The organism is Pseudoalteromonas fenneropenaei (genome assembly GCF_042643375.1).
Lineage (GTDB): Bacteria > Pseudomonadota > Gammaproteobacteria > Enterobacterales > Alteromonadaceae > Pseudoalteromonas > Pseudoalteromonas fenneropenaei.
Map to the genome: position 1 here is coordinate 56,255 of NZ_JBHRSD010000046.1, position 14,769 is coordinate 71,023.

Below are 14,769 nucleotides of genomic sequence, written 5' to 3' on the forward strand. Positions count from 1 at the left end.
CCACCTCAATATTTTCTTATTTGTGCAAAAGCGTGTTGCAGTTTGTTTGCACATTTTTTCCCAGGGCTTACCTCAACCCCAGAATTTAAATCGAATCCTAATGCGCCCACAGAGTGTGCAGCGCTGATATTGTCTGGTGCTAAGCCACCAGCCAATAAAAACGGGGTGTTTAAACCTTGTAGCAGTTGCCAGTTAAACACTTTACCCGTACCACCACTGACCCCTTGCGCTTTGGTATCGAAAACGTGTTTGTCTACCAATGGCATCAATTCTGGGGCGTTGTCGCTGACCCCTTGGGCTTTCCAAATTTGGCAGTTTACTGGCAGTTGATTGCGCAGCTGGCTAATATAAGCGGCGTCTTCATTGCCATGTAATTGTACCGCGGCCAGTTTGAGTTTATTCGCATAATCAGCAACTTGATCCACTGGTGCATCGACAAACACGCCAACAAAATGCAGTGGTGCACTGTCAACCACGGCACCGGCGCAATCTAAATCAACATAGCGCGGTGAATGCGGGTAAAAAATCAAACCACCATAAACGGCACCGGCATTGTAGGCATCCATGGCATCTTGGCTACGCGTTAAGCCGCAGACTTTGTTTTCACCTAAAATCAAGCGGCGACAAGCCAAATCTAATTGTTGCTCGGCCATCAGTGAGCTGCCGACAAGAAAGCCATTGACCAAAGGAGCTAAGCGTTTTACGTCTTGATGGGTGTAAATGCCAGATTCTGAGATAACCACCGCATCACTGGTGATAAGCGGACGCAATCTTTCTGTTGCCGCTAAATCTGTGCTCAAATCCCGTAAATTACGATTATTAATGCCCACAATATTGGCACCCAGCGCCAGCGCACGGGTTACTTCTTCCTCGTTGCTGACTTCCGTTAATACCGCCATATTGAGTTTGCTTGCAAGGGCTGCAAGTTGCTGATATTGCGCGTCATCTAGCACTGACAGCATCAATAAAATCGCATCGGCGCCATGGTAGCGGGCAAGATAAACTTGGTATTCATCAATAAAGAAGTCTTTACAGATAATAGGTTGGTCTACTTTGCTGCGTACAAATGCCAAGTAGTCAAAACTACCCTGAAAGTATTTTTCGTCAGTTAAGACACTGATACAACTGGCGTAGCGTGCGTATACTGAGGTAATTTCAGCTAAGTCGAAGTTAGCACGAATAAGACCTTTAGAAGGCGACGCTTTTTTACATTCTAAAATAAACTGTGTTCCGGGAGCCGCTAACGCCGCACGAAAATCACGTTGGCAAGGCACCACTGCATCAATAAAGCTGCTTAATGGCGTTGTGGCTTTACGATGAACAAGCTCGGCTTGCTTATCAATAACGATTTTTTCCAGCACGTTAGCCATGACTTACCTCGACAATGTTGTGCAATGTGTTTAGTGCTTGCCCAGAAGCAAGTACTTGTTGGACGGTTTGCGCAGCGCTTGCAAAACTATGCTGCTGACCTTGCAAATATAATAATGCGGCGACATTGGCTGTAATTGCGGCGTTGTGCGCTGCTGTACCTTGACCCCGTAATATGGCCAAGCTGGCCTGTGCGTTATAGTCTGGCGTATCGCCAGCAAGTTCTGCAAGTGAATAGTTTGCAAGGCCAAAGTCGCTGGGTGTTAAAGTATATTCGCGCAGCTCACCGTTATTCAATTCAACCACTTGCGTGCTGCCATGCAAGGCTATCTCATCTGTTCCTGCGCCATGTACCACCATAGCGCGTTTGGTGCCGAGTTTGGCTAAAGTTTCAGCCATCGGCCGACACAGCTCAGGCGCATAAACCCCAAGTAGTTGCAGCTCTGGCTGCGCGGGATTTGCAAGCGGGCCAAGAATATTAAAAATGGTGCGAGTTTTTAAGGTGGTGCGCACATTCATCGCGTGTTTTACACCTTGGTGATAATGTGGCGCAAACAAAAATGTGAAGCCAGTGTTGGCTAAGCAGCGCTCAGCCTGCGCGGGTGTCATGTCGATATTAATGCCCAGTGCTTTGAGTAAATCGGCCGAGCCAGATTTGCTCGAAACACTGCGATTGCCATGCTTCGTGATGTTAATACCACAAGCGGCAGCCACAATCGCAGCGGTGGTGCTGACATTTATGGTATTGGCGCCATCGCCACCTGTACCACAGCTGTCTGCAACAATTAAGCCCGCTTTATCAAATGCTACGGCATGAGCACGCATGGAAGCCGCGGCGCCTGCGATTTCATCAGTGACTTCGCCTTTGATTTTCAATGCCGTCAAAACGGCTGCGAGCTCAATATCATTGAGCTTGCCAAGCATGATGTCATCAAACAAAGCCTGACTTTGCGAAAAACTCAGATTTTGTTTGGCAAAAAGTGCGTCTAGGGTGTTTTTAATCTCGCTCATAAGCTTGCTCCTTGGCTTAAGAACGCGATGCTTTGCTGCAACAATTGTGCGCCGCTGGGCGTTAAAATCGACTCTGGATGAAACTGGAAGCCAAGCGCTTTATGCTCTGCGTGATAAATTGCCATCGGAATATCTTGGTATAACGCAATAACTTCCAAGCATTCAGGAACATGGGTTGCCATTAAGGAATGGTAGCGCGCCACTGGGAATTGCTTGCCAAGTCCCGCAAAAACAGGATGGTCGTCAACGCTGATAATTGATGATTTACCATGCACGGTTTCCCCAGCATGACCGACTGTACCGCCGTAGGCTTGGGTTAAGGCTTGATGACCAAGACAAATCCCCAGCATAGGGAAGTGGCCTTGGCATTTTTCAATCAGCGCCAATAAGCAGCCAGCTTCGCTCGGCGCACCAGGACCCGGTGATAAAACTAAAATCACCGATTGGGTTTCTGCTTGCATTTGCGCAAAAATATAGTCGGCACTGACGTTGTTGCGATAGACCACCAGATCATGGCCGAGTAACAGTAGCTCATCAACGAGGTTGTAGCTAAACGAATCAAAGTTATCGAGAAAGTAGATTTTGCATGGGGTTGTGGCGCTCATTACTTTACTCCTTGATAAGTGGCGGAAATGGCATTGATCACCGCTTGTGCTTTAGCACGTGTTTCGTTGGCTTCGGCTTGAGGCACGGAGTCATAAACCACCCCAGCACCAGCTTGCACATGGGCGATGCCGTCTTTAACAAAAGCCGAGCGAATAACAATACAGGTATCCATATCACCTTGACCGGTTAAATAGCCTACCGCACCGCCGTAACTGCCGCGGCGTGCTTGCTCTACATGGCGAATTAATTCTGCCGCTTTCACTTTCGGCGCGCCGACTAAAGTGCCCATGTTCATACAGGCTTGATAAGCATGTAATGCATCTAGGTCTTGTTTTAATTGGCCTACAACTCGTGAAACTAAGTGCATCACTTGCGAGTAACGGTCCACTTTAAGCAGCTCTTTGGCATAGCGAGTGCCCGGTTGGCTAATACGTGCAACATCATTGCGGGCAAGGTCAACCAACATAAGATGTTCAGCACGCTCTTTTTGGTCATTACGTAGCTCAAGTTCAATGCGGCTATCTAAATCAGGGTTGATACGACCATCAGCAAAACGACCACGAGGTCGCGTACCTGCAATCGGGTAAACTTCCACTTCATTACTGTCAGCACTGTATTTCAGAGCCGATTCAGGAGATGCACCAAACAGCACAAATTGCTCGTCTTGCATATAAAACATGTAAGGGCTTGGGTTGAGTTGTTTGAGCTGTTGATAGGCAGCAAGTGGTGAAGCACAAGGTAGTGAGAAAGTGCGTGAAGGCACGACCTGAAAAATATCGCCATCCACGATATGTTTTTTCAGCGCTGCTACTTGGTCACAAAATGCCGCGTCGTCGATATTTACGCTCACTTCACACGCCCCTTGATTGACTATTGGGGCATAAGGCGTGGTGGCGTCACATTGTAGGTTAAGCGCTTCAAGTTGCTGACCTACTTCAAAACAGTTGGCGTAAACATCAGGACCGTTAAACACATTGCCGATAAGTTCGGTGGTTTGCGCTTGATGGTCAATCACCACTAAGGTTTCTGCAAGGTAAAAAACATAATCAGGACAAGTGTTTAAGCCGGCATCTACGTGGGGGAGCGATTCAAAATTTGCCACCATATCGTAAGCAAACACCCCGCCTAAGAAAATTGCAAACGGTGTGTCACTATTATTTTTGATGCTGTTCAGTGTGCTACGCAGAGCACTAAAAGCGTTATCAGCTTTGAGCTTAGCGTATTCATCGTAAATGCCTTCTTGCACTAGATATTGAACTTCCAGCACATTGCCGTTAAGTGAGGTTTCGCATTGCGCGAGCTGCTTCTGCAAGTAAGGTAGTAGTTGTTCACCGTTATTCGACAGTGCCCGCACGCTCACACGTTGGCCGTGGCATTCAAAACGTAGCGCCGCATCGACTAAGATCAGGCTTTTTACGCTGTCTTTAGAGTCTATTTCAGCGGACTCTAGTAACAGCGAGTTGGGCTTATTTAATGCCGCATATAAGGCCAGTGGGCTTGCGATATAATCGCGCCGTTGCCTTATGCTGGTCACTTCACCCGGTGTGGTTGTGATATGACTAAAAATCAATTCCTCATTCCTCTGTAACGTAACCCAAATTGTTGGGATTTAAAAAAAAGCCCCCGCAAGCTGTGCTGTGCGGGGGCTGTAATTTGCTTACAACAATGCCGTCCCGCGATTATGGGCACCACCACCAAGAAGTTGTCATTGCATTGTTTAACATGTTTTTGCCTTTTTGTTGTGAGCAATAAAATTCAGATATAAAAAAACCCGCTTATAAGCGGGTTTGAAAAATCGTCAGACACGACGCATCATCACCCGCAGATCACGAGTGCCACCACCAAACTAGAGTCATTGTTGTTTTTTGCGTGTTTGTCATGATGTAAATGTGTCGTTATTTGTCTTTGTTGGGGACAGTAAAACGTAACTGGCCTACCTTTGTCAAGGGCAAATCTTGCATGTTAGGGAAAATTCACCAAGGTCAGATGAGTAAAATGCTGATATACTGTTACTTTAGTAGCGTAAATAGCATAAACGTGTGATAACAAAATACGATCTTCATAGTCATACCTATTTCTCTGATGGCCGCTTATCGGTCGCGGATTTATTACAGCGCGCCGTCGATAAAAAAGTCGATGTGCTCGCCATCACAGATCATGATACGACCCAAGCTCTGCCTGCTGCCCATGAGTGGATTGCAAAGCAGCAATTGCCATTGCAATTAATCAATGGTGTGGAGATCTCAACCAAATGGCACAGTTTTGAAATTCATATTGTGGGTTTAAACATTGACCCAGATAACGCCACATTAATTGAATTACTTGCCAGCCAAACCGAAAAACGCGAAAGCCGCGCACTGGAAATTGACCGCCGGTTAGCCAAACATGGCTATACCGATACACTGGTAGAAGCCAAAGCATTGGCGTCAGAAGGGCAAATTACTCGCTCACACTTTGCGCAAGTGTTGCTAAGCCGAGGGGTTGCCAACAATATGCAAGGCGTGTTCAACAAGTTTCTATCGCGCGGTAACCATGGCTATGTACCCAGCGAGTGGTGTGATATCGAAAGTGCTGTAGCGGCTATCAAAGCGGCTGGCGGGGTGGCAGTGCTCGCCCATCCGGGGCGTTATAAAATGTCGAATAAATGGCTGCGTAAATTACTCGAAGAATTCAAAGTAGTGGGAGGCGAAGCCATCGAAGTGGCATTACCTCAGCAAGCGCCATGTGAGCGGCAATTTTTAGGACAATTGTGCCAAGAGTTTCAATTACTAGGCAGTCAAGGCTCGGATTTTCATTATCCTTTACCTTGGTCTGATCTTGGCCGAAATTTATATTTACCCAAAGATTGCCAAGGGGTTTGGCAATTATGGGAAACGCAAGGGGAAGCGCAATGAGTCAATTTTTTCATATTCACCCAGAAAACCCGCAAGTACGGTTAATTCGCCAAGCGGTTGAAATCATAAAAGACGGTGGTGTGGTGGTGTATCCAACCGATTCAGGTTATGCCATTGGTTGTAGCATTGGTAATAAGCAAGCCAAAGAGCGTATTGAACGTATTCGCGGCATCGAAAGCCATCACAATTTTACTTTAATGTGCCGTGATTTATCTGAGCTATCTATTTACGCTCGCGTTGATAACCAAATGTTTAGGCTAATAAAAAATAACACCCCCGGCCCGTACACCTTTATTTTTAAAGGTACTAAAGAAGTACCACGGCGACTGCTTAACGAGAAGAAAAAAACCATCGGCATTCGAGTCAGCAATAACCCAATTTGTATGGCGTTGTTGGCAGAGTTGGGTGAACCTTTGATGTCATGCTCGTTAATTTTACCGGGTGAAGCGTTTACCGAATCCGATCCTGAAAGCATCCGCGATAACCTTGAAAAGCATGTCGATCTAATTATTCATGGTGGTTATCTGGCTGAGCAAGCAACCACGGTAATCGATTTGTCTGAAGATGAAGTTGTAGTGTTGCGTCGTGGTTGTGGCGACCCGACACCGTTTGAATAAACCGCCAATAGGTTTTTATGTCTGAAGCGCTACAACAAAAGCTGCCGCTGGCCTTTTTGCATGGCGAGGCTGTGATTGATAAGCCGGAAGATTTGTATATTCCGCCAGATGCGCTGGAGGTGATCCTCGACACCTTCGAAGGGCCGCTGGACTTATTGTTGTACCTCATCAAAAAACACAAACTGGATATTCTTGAGCTGCCGATTTTAAAAATCACCGAGCAGTACGTTAGCTATGTTGAGTTGATGAAAGAGCTCAAGTTGGAATTGGCCGCTGAGTATTTGGTGATGGCCGCATTACTTGCGCAAATAAAATCGCGGATGTTGTTGCCAGTACATGAAGAGTTGCCAGAAGAGGAAGATCCTCGTGCTGAGTTAGTGCGACGACTGCAAGAATACGAACAGTTTCGCCGCGCCGCCGAGTTACTTGACGAAATTCCACGCCTAGAACGCGATATTTTTGTCGCCCATGCGTTAATTGATAGCAGTTATGAACCCGACCTTTTGTTGCCTGACACATCTTTAAAGGAATTGTTATTAGCACTTAGCGATGTCATGGCTAGAGCCAAAGTGTTGGAGCATCATCACGTCAGTAAAGAGGCGCTGTCAACGCGTTCGCGCATGAGCTTTATTTTGGACAAATTGTCTGAGTCCAATAGTAGTTTACCGTTTAGCGATTTTTTCACTCTTGCCGAAGGGCGTAGCGGCGTTGTAGTGACTTTTATCGCGATGTTAGAGCTGGTGAAAGAGGCGCTAATCGATATTCTGCAAGTAGAGGCCGGTGGTCAAGTTTATCTCTCGCTTAAACACAGTGAATTATCTACTTAGAAAACCACTCTTGCAGTTGTGCTTAACACATATAAACCGTGAATAGTGACACACATTCTGCCATAATAAACGTTTATGCAATGATACCCGTCCAGCGTATTAACCGTAACGAAAACTAAAAGGCCAAATACAGAGGTTTGATAAGCCCATGAAAGGTCGGCGAGTAAGTGATGAGCAATTACAGGAACTGCTTGAAGCGGCTATTTTTGTCGCGGATAAACCAGTTTCAAAACAGTTCTTAAAAGAAACTGTGCTGCACGACATTGCTGTGTCACCAGCGCGTATCAATAGTGCCTTAGCGGCATTAGAGCAGCATTATCAAACTCGCGGTATTCGTTTGGTTGAAGTCGGCAGTGGCTATCGTTTTCAGGCTTGTCCCAGTTTAAGTCCGTGGTTAAGCCGTTTATGGCAAGAGCGCGCGCCTAAGTTTTCGCGCGCCACCTTAGAAACTTTGGCTTTGATAGCGTATCGTCAGCCCATTACGCGTGGTGAGATTGAACAAGTACGCGGTGTGACGGTGAGTAGCCATATTATTAAATCGTTGCTGGAAAGAGACTGGGTTAAAATTGTCGGCTATAAAGAAGTGCCGGGCAAACCTGCGTTATATGCAACAACGAAGCAATTTCTCGATTATTTCTCGTTAACTGGTTTGGAAGAGTTACCAAAACTTCCTGATCAGCAGCTCGATAAAATCGAACAGTTATTACAAGATCCTTCTGTGAGAGAACCATCACCATGAGTGAAAAGTTACAAAAAGTATTAGCCCGCGCCGGTAAAGGCTCGCGCCGCGAAATGGAAGCCGTGATTGAGGCTGGACGCGTGAGCGTGAACGGCAAAGTGGCAAGTTTAGGCGACCGTGTGGAAGAAACCTGCGTGATCCGCCTTGATGGTCATATAGTTAAAATTGAAAAAGAAGAAGCGCGCATTTGCCGTGTGTTGATGTACCACAAGCCTGAAGGCGAGCTGTGTACCCGCCGCGACCCAGAAGGGCGCCGCACGGTATTTGACCGTTTACCACGTTTAGACGGTGATCGTTGGGTGGCTATCGGCCGTTTGGATATCAATACCTCAGGCTTATTGCTCTTTACCAATGATGGTGAGCTTGCCAACCGCTTAATGCACCCACGCTTTGAAATTGAACGTGAATATTCAGCACGGGTATTTGGTGAAGTAACGAATGAAATGCTCCGTGATTTGACCCGAGGTGTGGAATTAGAAGACGGCCCAGCTAAGTTTCTTAAAATCAAACCGGTTGGTGGTGAAGGTTTAAATAGCTGGTTTAACGTGACGCTGACCGAAGGCCGTAACCGTGAAGTACGTCGTTTATGGCAATCGCAAGGCGTTGAAGTATCGCGTTTGATCCGTATTCGTTATGGCTTACTTGAACTTGATAAGCGTCTTCCACAAGGCGGCTGGACTGAGTTAAAGCTTGAGGACGTGAACTACTTACGTAAAGCTGTATCGTTAAGCGCAGAGACAGAAACCAAGTTATCAGCCATGCCAGAGCGCCGTAACGAAAAACGTGCGCAAGTAAATCGTATTCGTAAAGCGGTACGTAAACACAATCAACGTTTACAGCAAAGCAAACGTCGCGGCTAAGCGTCTTTCCTGTCATTTCAAAGCTGTGGTGAGACATGACTCACCACAACATTAAGAGTTCGAACACCTAAATTAACGACTACAGTCCCCAGTACAATCCTCAGATGGACAAAAATCTTCGGATTTACAAGTCATATCACTTTCACATCGGCAGCCAGACTCACATGTCATAGCTGTTTCTTCAATATCAATTGAACCACCGCCATAGATACGTTTAGTTTGACGTGTGATAGGGGTGAGTTTACTTGCTTTGAGTTGCTTCAGGTTTCTTTTACGTAAAGTAATTTTCATATATCCTCCTTGTTAATTAAACTTATTTATAACAATTCGGATTTATTTTTGCAACCTTGTGGCTGGTTAAGCTTTAAAGTTTACTCAAGCGCTTAATGTTTACATCAGGCGCTTCATAGCCCGTAAACAACAGCCAATTCCGCTCAGGAATATAAGTCATGCCGCGAAAGCGTGAAAAGCTCCGTTCAGGTGTGCGGATGATATCTTGGCTCTGTTTAGTTGCAAAATCGTAAAAACTAAGCCGATAATCCGCGCCTTTTACATTAAAATAGTAAATCCCTTTACTTGTAAGCTGCCAGCCTGTGCTACTTGAGAGTGGAAAATCAGTAATGTCTTCAACGGCCAAATCGCCCTCTGGGGTGTAGCTGTATTTACTGAGTCCTTGGTTATCTTGATAGACGATATAGCTACTCTCGCTGACTGGAATAGCATGGGCGCCTTCAAACAATTCCTCAAGCTGAGCTGATGCGAGCGTTAAACGATAGATAACATTGTTATGCGGTAATAGCAGGGATTGGCTGTCCAAAGCCCAGCGCGGTTTTTGGTTAAATGGTAACTGCTGCGATACAAGTCTAGTCGTTTGCGTATCAAAGTCGTATATATAAACCGCGCTACTGCCATTCAGGTTACAAGTAAACGCGATTTTTTGACCATCTGGAGACCACACGGGATGACTCACTTCACCTTGTAAAGTAGTGAGTTGTTGCAATGAATCAGTTTCAGGAATCGTGATCCAAATCTCATCAAATCCAGACTTATTTGAGACTAAAGCGAGTTTATTGGTGACACTCGAATAGTCAGGGTAACGGTAATTATCGCTTCCGGTTAAAAGTGGGAAAGGCGTTGCAGCAACGCTAGAGTCTAACTCTAAACGCATAATTGACGTCGAAATTTGCCATTGGTGAAAATAGATATCGCCCGATTGACCGTAAACCGGATAGCTCATCCCTCGAACAGGTAATTGCTTACTTTGCAAAGAGTTTAAGTCCAGCTCGTAGCCAGTCCTGCGGCCAAACTCAATAGCGGTATACACCAATTTTGCAGCATTAGGGTGCCAATCAATACCGCGCAAATCAGATTTGCCAAATAGTACAGGGGTTTCTTGTAAAGTATTTAAATCATAGATAAATAACACCTCATTGCCGTTTTCGAGGTTACGTGTAATAGCCAGCTGCTGTGCGTTTGGTGCTAATGCGATTGATTCAACAGAGCCTTGAACGCATTGTGTCGGGCAGGGTAAAAACCGCACAAACTGCTCTGTGATTAACGAAAATTCGGCAATTTGCAGATTATTTTCCGCATTGGGGTAAGTCACAAATAGCGTGTCACCAAGAGGGGAAATGGCTAAATCAATAGATTGATTAGGTTCACACTCCAACAGAGTACGCAAATCCCGCGTCGCTCGGTTGTGTGCCTTAATTCCACAGCTTTGTGTTGATTTTGAGACAAAATACAGCTGATTACTATCGGGGTGCCATACCGAACGGCTCTCTACATGGTCGTTGTTGGTGATATTGATAAGCTTTGCATCAGCTCGTGAGAGATCTCTAATATACAGGTCAGTTTGGCCGTTCAGTTTACGCCATGTAAATGCCAGTGACTTTTCATTTTTAGAGATGCTGGCAAATAACTCTCGCCCGGGTGATTGGGTGATAAGCTGCTCTTGCCACGATTGCTCGCTGGGGGTATTTATTTGTATGTATTCATAGATAACGAACACACAGAAGAACAATAAAAGCGCCAACATCAGCCCAATCGTGCGGTGCGTATAATAAGCAGGTGTTTGGCTATCATCACGTGTATAAATCTCTGGTAGAGGCTGCTCTGTCGCGATGAGTAAGCGGTAGCCGGATTTTCTTTTTGTTTCAATGTATTCATTGTCGGGGTCAAGCTGTTTGAAGGCTTTACGCAAATGCCAAATCGCATTTGTTAACGCTTTTTCACCAACAAAATTGTTGCCTTGCCAGACATGCTCAATGATTTCTTTGCGAGAAATTAACTCCCCTGGATGTGCCGCAAGAAATGTGAGGACTTCGATATATTTTGGCTGTAGTTCAAGGTTTTTGTCACCATGACTTAAAGTAAATTCGCGCATTGATACGGTGATCTGGCCGATTTGCAGCGGTGTGACAGTATTGGGCATGAACTACAGAGAAAACAGGATTTGGAACAGTGCTAGTTAGGGTACTGAGTAAAGCTCGAGGAGGCAAGCTTTATGCGACTGCGTACTTGTTGCAATAACTTAGGTTGCAAAGAGCTAAATCAGGAAACATGTTTGGTGAGGGATATCGGGTTTAACTGATTGAATTTTATAAAATAGATATTAAATAGAGATTAAAACGGGAGCAAAACGAGATTTCCTACCTTGCTGATTGTTGCGCAGTTTTTTAAATATGTGATGTTGCGTTGCCTGACTATTTCCATCAGTAAATGATGTTAATCCTAGGGCTTCGCACCATAACAATTCGCACCATAACAATCAGAACAATTATCAAGGGGTTGCTCAATGCATATTTCCACACGACGCTCGCTCATAGCCAGCGCGGTTATCAGTTTGCTCACTGTACCTGTCTCTTCGGCACTTGCAAATACGTTAAATCAATCAAGCAATAATGCTGAAACGGCAGATAAAGTTGAAAAAATTGCCGTAACAGGATCTCGCATCAAGAGAGACAGTTTTTCAGTGACTACGCCGTTGGCTGTGTTAGACAAAAATGCCATAGGTGATTCTGGTTTAGGCTCTTTAGCAGAAATTCTAGTTGGTGAAATGCCACAATTGGCTGAAGGCAATAGCAATACGAACAGTCAGTCAAGTGTGCAAAATACCGGTTTAAGCACCATCGAGTTGAGAAACTTGGGCACCAATCGTACGCTCACTTTGATTGACGGACGACGTGTTGTATCAAACAGCTACTCAGGTAACTATGTGAGTTTAAGCACTATTCCAACCGGTATGGTCGAGCGCGTCGAAATCATTACTGGTGGCGCGTCCGCGGCGTATGGTTCGGATGCCGTTGCTGGGGTGGTGAATATTATTACCCAGCAAGACAAAGTGGGGACTTCATTTAAATTACGCGGTGGATCTAGCACAGAAGGTGGTGCTGAAGAGTTTTCTATCGATGCGGATCACGGTAGTGATTTTGCTGATGGTAAAGGCTATGGTTTTATCAGCTTAACTTACGAAGAGCAAAAGGAGTTAAGTTTCTATGACCGCAAACGTGCGCAGCAACAGCAAAGCTGGGCGTATGATGAAACCTTAATGTGTAATACCATGCTGACAGAGCAGTACGACAGCTCACGTAAATCCAATCGTTTCTGTACTAAAGACTTAGCTCAATCAGACTGGCGCGGATTAAGTGACTCGATCAACGGCGGGGTGTTTGATGAGACCAGCAGTGTGCGCCCTGACGGGGGCTTTTGGTACGATGGACAAACACTACGTAATGATTGGCATGAATCTAAATACGGTATTAATTTCGCACAATTTGACTTATTAAAGGTACCGGAAACCAGTTTGTCGATTGCAGCAAAAACGGAATATGACTTTGATAACGGTATGCAAAGCTATTTCCAACTGCAAGTGAGTCGCAATAAGTCAAGAAATCCTAAATCACCAGAAAGTGAAGATGAGTGTGATGCTGTGATCACCCATGACCCCGCGAATGGCGAATTTGGCGAAGATTGCATTGGCCGTATTCCATTAGATAACCCTTATATTCCAGCAGAAATATTAGCTAAAGCCAGCAGCAAAGGGGTGACTTGGGATAGGAACTTTGCTGAAGTAGGTAACATAGTTAACAGCAATGAGCGGACAACCTTACGTACTTGGGCTGGGTTACGCGGCGACATGTTCAATGATTGGGAATGGGATGTGTCAGTGGGACATGGTCGCTTTACTCAAGAGCAGTCGCGCAGCAATGAAATTTACGTCGCTAAAGTACGCAATGCCTTGAATGCTGAGGTGTTGGCAGATGGTACAGTGCAATGTAAGAGCGCAGCAGCAAGAGCCGACGGTTGTGTACCTATTAACCTCTTTGGCGCAGGCTCAATAACGGCAGAAGCGGCGGATTATATTCGTGCTAACCCTGGCATTGACACCGAAGTGACGCAAACCACGGTGGTGGGTTTTATGAGTGGTGACTTGTTTGAGATGCCGGCGGGGCAGGTTGCTAGCGCATTTGGCTTTGAGTATCGCAGAGACAGCCAAAGTGTTAGCACCAACGTGCCTGAAGGTGGTATTTCATTTAACTATGTGCCCACTTTTAAAGGTGATGTTGATGTCTATGAAGCCTTTGCAGAAGCATCACTACCGTTATTGAAAGATGTTGCGCTAGTGGATTATTTGAGCCTAGACCTTTCGGCACGCTTGGCGGATTACAGCTGGTCAAATACCGGTTTAATGAGCAGTTATAAAGTCGGGTTATTATACCAGCCAACAGAAGGTTATATGGTGAGAGCAAACTGGGCAAGAGCACAGCGTGCACCGACTATCACCGACTTATTGTCTCCGCCTCGTGGCGACTTTGATTCATTTGACGATATTTGTGATGGTGTTACTGCGACCTCAACAGGCTTAGGGCACGATAATTGTCGCCTTGAACCAACCATTGCAGCGAATATTGCGGCAAATGGTGAGTTTAAGGATGAGAACAATGGTTACTCACCAAATGTAGGATCGCCAGATCTCAAAGAAGAAACAGCCGATACGATTACGCTGGGCATATCATTAGCACCTGAGTTTATTCCAAACTTACAGGTTGCGATTGATTACTTTGACATTCGTATTGATGATGCTATCACTTCACTGGGTAACGAAGATATTATCCAATTCTGCTACGCGTCATCTATGCCATATGGGGCAGACAATCCGTTTTGTAGTGATATTCGCCGAGACAGCGAAGGTAATATCGTAGAAGTTGCCCAGCGACTCATTAACACCGATGAAATAACCACCAAAGGCTATGATGTAGTGGTTGACTATCGCTACCAATTAGCAACACTTGGTGAGTTAAGATTCAAACTCGATTGGAGTCATGTGATTGATTTCACAGTAACTAGTACGGGACCCGATGGACAATTTAGTAACACCTATGTTGGCCTGTTGAGCTCAGATGTATTTGAAGATAAAGCCTCTGCGTCAGTGAGTTGGAGTTATGAGAATTGGCGAGTAAGGCTCAACAGCAAATATAAAAGTAGTATCAGAAGAAGCCAAGCGGCGTTTGACGATTGGAGTGATGCTATAGCAAAAAATGCGGCCCGCTGTGCTGCGGGTGAAGCAAGCTGTGTTGCTGATCCTGAGGCGTTACAATTCAATGAACTGTCGTCGTACATGACACATAGTTTGTCGGTAAACTATACCTTAGCCACAGAACATTCAGGCGACATCAACTTGTTTGCTGGGGTGAATAACCTCTTTGATGAGCACGGTGATTTTATCATAGGCGGCAATGGCGGCTTCCACAGCACTTATGGTGGTGGTAAAGGTCGCTATGCCTTTATTGGCGCGAGTTGGCATTTTTAATTTGCCATTGCTTTAGTATAAACAGAGTAGCTCAC

General features: G+C 45.5%; 12 protein-coding genes. 6 read left to right on the forward strand and 6 right to left on the reverse strand.

All coding sequences use genetic code 11. The features are described from left to right. Positions 1-5: 5 nt before the first annotated feature. Genes trpCF through ACFOEE_RS19360 form a run of 4 tightly spaced genes read right to left on the reverse strand, consistent with a single transcriptional unit; the run spans position 6 to position 4,555 of the window. A complete protein-coding gene (gene trpCF, locus ACFOEE_RS19345) occupies positions 6-1,370 on the reverse strand; it encodes a bifunctional indole-3-glycerol-phosphate synthase TrpC/phosphoribosylanthranilate isomerase TrpF (protein WP_377128382.1) in 1,365 nt (454 codons plus the stop codon). Beyond that, positions 1,363-2,379, reverse strand: a complete 1,017-nt coding sequence (gene trpD, locus ACFOEE_RS19350; RefSeq protein ID WP_377128385.1) for an anthranilate phosphoribosyltransferase — start codon at positions 2,377-2,379, stop codon at positions 1,363-1,365. Before trpD ends, trpCF begins: the two co-directional genes overlap by 8 nt. Next, positions 2,376-2,984, reverse strand: coding sequence for an aminodeoxychorismate/anthranilate synthase component II (locus ACFOEE_RS19355; RefSeq protein WP_377128388.1), 609 nt, complete (start codon positions 2,982-2,984; stop codon positions 2,376-2,378). Before ACFOEE_RS19355 ends, trpD begins: the two co-directional genes overlap by 4 nt. Next, the gene (locus ACFOEE_RS19360) at positions 2,984-4,555 is read right to left on the reverse strand and encodes an anthranilate synthase component 1 (RefSeq protein ID WP_377128391.1); all 1,572 of its coding nucleotides are present in this window, start codon (positions 4,553-4,555) and stop codon (positions 2,984-2,986) included. The genes ACFOEE_RS19355 and ACFOEE_RS19360 overlap by 1 nt, the downstream gene beginning before the upstream one ends. 472 nt (positions 4,556-5,027) lie before the next feature. Here ACFOEE_RS19360 and rnm point away from each other — a divergent pair, with 472 nt between their 5' ends. The 5 genes from rnm (at position 5,028) to rluB (ending at position 8,922) form a co-directional block, all read left to right on the forward strand. Continuing rightward, positions 5,028-5,879, forward strand: a complete 852-nt coding sequence (rnm, locus tag ACFOEE_RS19365) for an RNase RNM (RefSeq protein ID WP_377128445.1) — start codon at positions 5,028-5,030, stop codon at positions 5,877-5,879. Continuing rightward, entirely contained in the window at positions 5,876-6,496 is a 621-nt protein-coding gene (locus ACFOEE_RS19370; RefSeq protein WP_377128394.1) for an L-threonylcarbamoyladenylate synthase, read from the forward strand. The genes rnm and ACFOEE_RS19370 overlap by 4 nt, the downstream gene beginning before the upstream one ends. Positions 6,497-6,513: 17 nt before the next feature. After that, the gene (locus ACFOEE_RS19375) at positions 6,514-7,323 is read left to right on the forward strand and encodes a segregation and condensation protein A (RefSeq protein WP_377128397.1); all 810 of its coding nucleotides are present in this window, start codon (positions 6,514-6,516) and stop codon (positions 7,321-7,323) included. A 148-nt stretch (positions 7,324-7,471) separates the two neighbouring features. After that, complete coding sequence (gene scpB, locus ACFOEE_RS19380) at positions 7,472-8,062, forward strand: SMC-Scp complex subunit ScpB (RefSeq protein WP_377128400.1); 591 nt, start codon at positions 7,472-7,474, stop codon at positions 8,060-8,062. Further along, positions 8,059-8,922 (forward strand): 23S rRNA pseudouridine(2605) synthase RluB, encoded by an 864-nt coding sequence (rluB, locus tag ACFOEE_RS19385; RefSeq protein WP_377128403.1) that lies wholly within the window; start codon positions 8,059-8,061, stop codon positions 8,920-8,922. Before scpB ends, rluB begins: the two co-directional genes overlap by 4 nt. 72 nt (positions 8,923-8,994) lie before the next feature. Here rluB and ACFOEE_RS19390 read toward each other — a convergent pair whose 3' ends face one another. Together ACFOEE_RS19390 and ACFOEE_RS19395 are read right to left on the reverse strand one after the other, a co-directional pair. Beyond that, entirely contained in the window at positions 8,995-9,213 is a 219-nt protein-coding gene (locus tag ACFOEE_RS19390; RefSeq protein WP_377128406.1) for a hypothetical protein, read from the reverse strand. 73 nt (positions 9,214-9,286) lie between these two features. Continuing rightward, on the reverse strand, positions 9,287-11,356 hold the full coding sequence (locus ACFOEE_RS19395) for a winged helix-turn-helix domain-containing protein (RefSeq protein WP_377128409.1): 2,070 nt from the start codon (positions 11,354-11,356) through the stop codon (positions 9,287-9,289). A 363-nt stretch (positions 11,357-11,719) separates the two neighbouring features. Here ACFOEE_RS19395 and ACFOEE_RS19400 point away from each other — a divergent pair, with 363 nt between their 5' ends. Further along, positions 11,720-14,734 carry a TonB-dependent receptor domain-containing protein gene (locus tag ACFOEE_RS19400; protein ID WP_377128412.1) on the forward strand — a complete coding sequence of 1,005 codons (3,015 nt, stop codon included), beginning with the start codon at positions 11,720-11,722 and terminating at the stop codon, positions 14,732-14,734. Positions 14,735-14,769 lie beyond the last annotated feature (35 nt).

What these genes read in the sequence shown, in the direction of transcription:
- ACFOEE_RS19370 (WP_377128394.1), top strand. Translation starts at nt 5,876, where the DNA reads ATGAGTCAATTTTTTCATATTCACCCAGAAAACCCGCAAGTACGGTTA.
- rluB (WP_377128403.1), top strand. Translation starts at nt 8,059, where the DNA reads ATGAGTGAAAAGTTACAAAAAGTATTAGCCCGCGCCGGTAAAGGCTCG.
- trpD (WP_377128385.1), bottom strand. Translation starts at nt 2,379, where the DNA reads ATGAGCGAGATTAAAAACACCCTAGACGCACTTTTTGCCAAACAAAAT.
- ACFOEE_RS19395 (WP_377128409.1), bottom strand. Translation starts at nt 11,356, where the DNA reads ATGCCCAATACTGTCACACCGCTGCAAATCGGCCAGATCACCGTATCA.
- ACFOEE_RS19400 (WP_377128412.1), top strand. Translation starts at nt 11,720, where the DNA reads ATGCATATTTCCACACGACGCTCGCTCATAGCCAGCGCGGTTATCAGT.
- ACFOEE_RS19390 (WP_377128406.1), bottom strand. Translation starts at nt 9,213, where the DNA reads ATGAAAATTACTTTACGTAAAAGAAACCTGAAGCAACTCAAAGCAAGT.
- scpB (WP_377128400.1), top strand. Translation starts at nt 7,472, where the DNA reads ATGAAAGGTCGGCGAGTAAGTGATGAGCAATTACAGGAACTGCTTGAA.
- trpCF (WP_377128382.1), bottom strand. Translation starts at nt 1,370, where the DNA reads ATGGCTAACGTGCTGGAAAAAATCGTTATTGATAAGCAAGCCGAGCTT.
- ACFOEE_RS19375 (WP_377128397.1), top strand. Translation starts at nt 6,514, where the DNA reads ATGTCTGAAGCGCTACAACAAAAGCTGCCGCTGGCCTTTTTGCATGGC.
- ACFOEE_RS19355 (WP_377128388.1), bottom strand. Translation starts at nt 2,984, where the DNA reads ATGAGCGCCACAACCCCATGCAAAATCTACTTTCTCGATAACTTTGAT.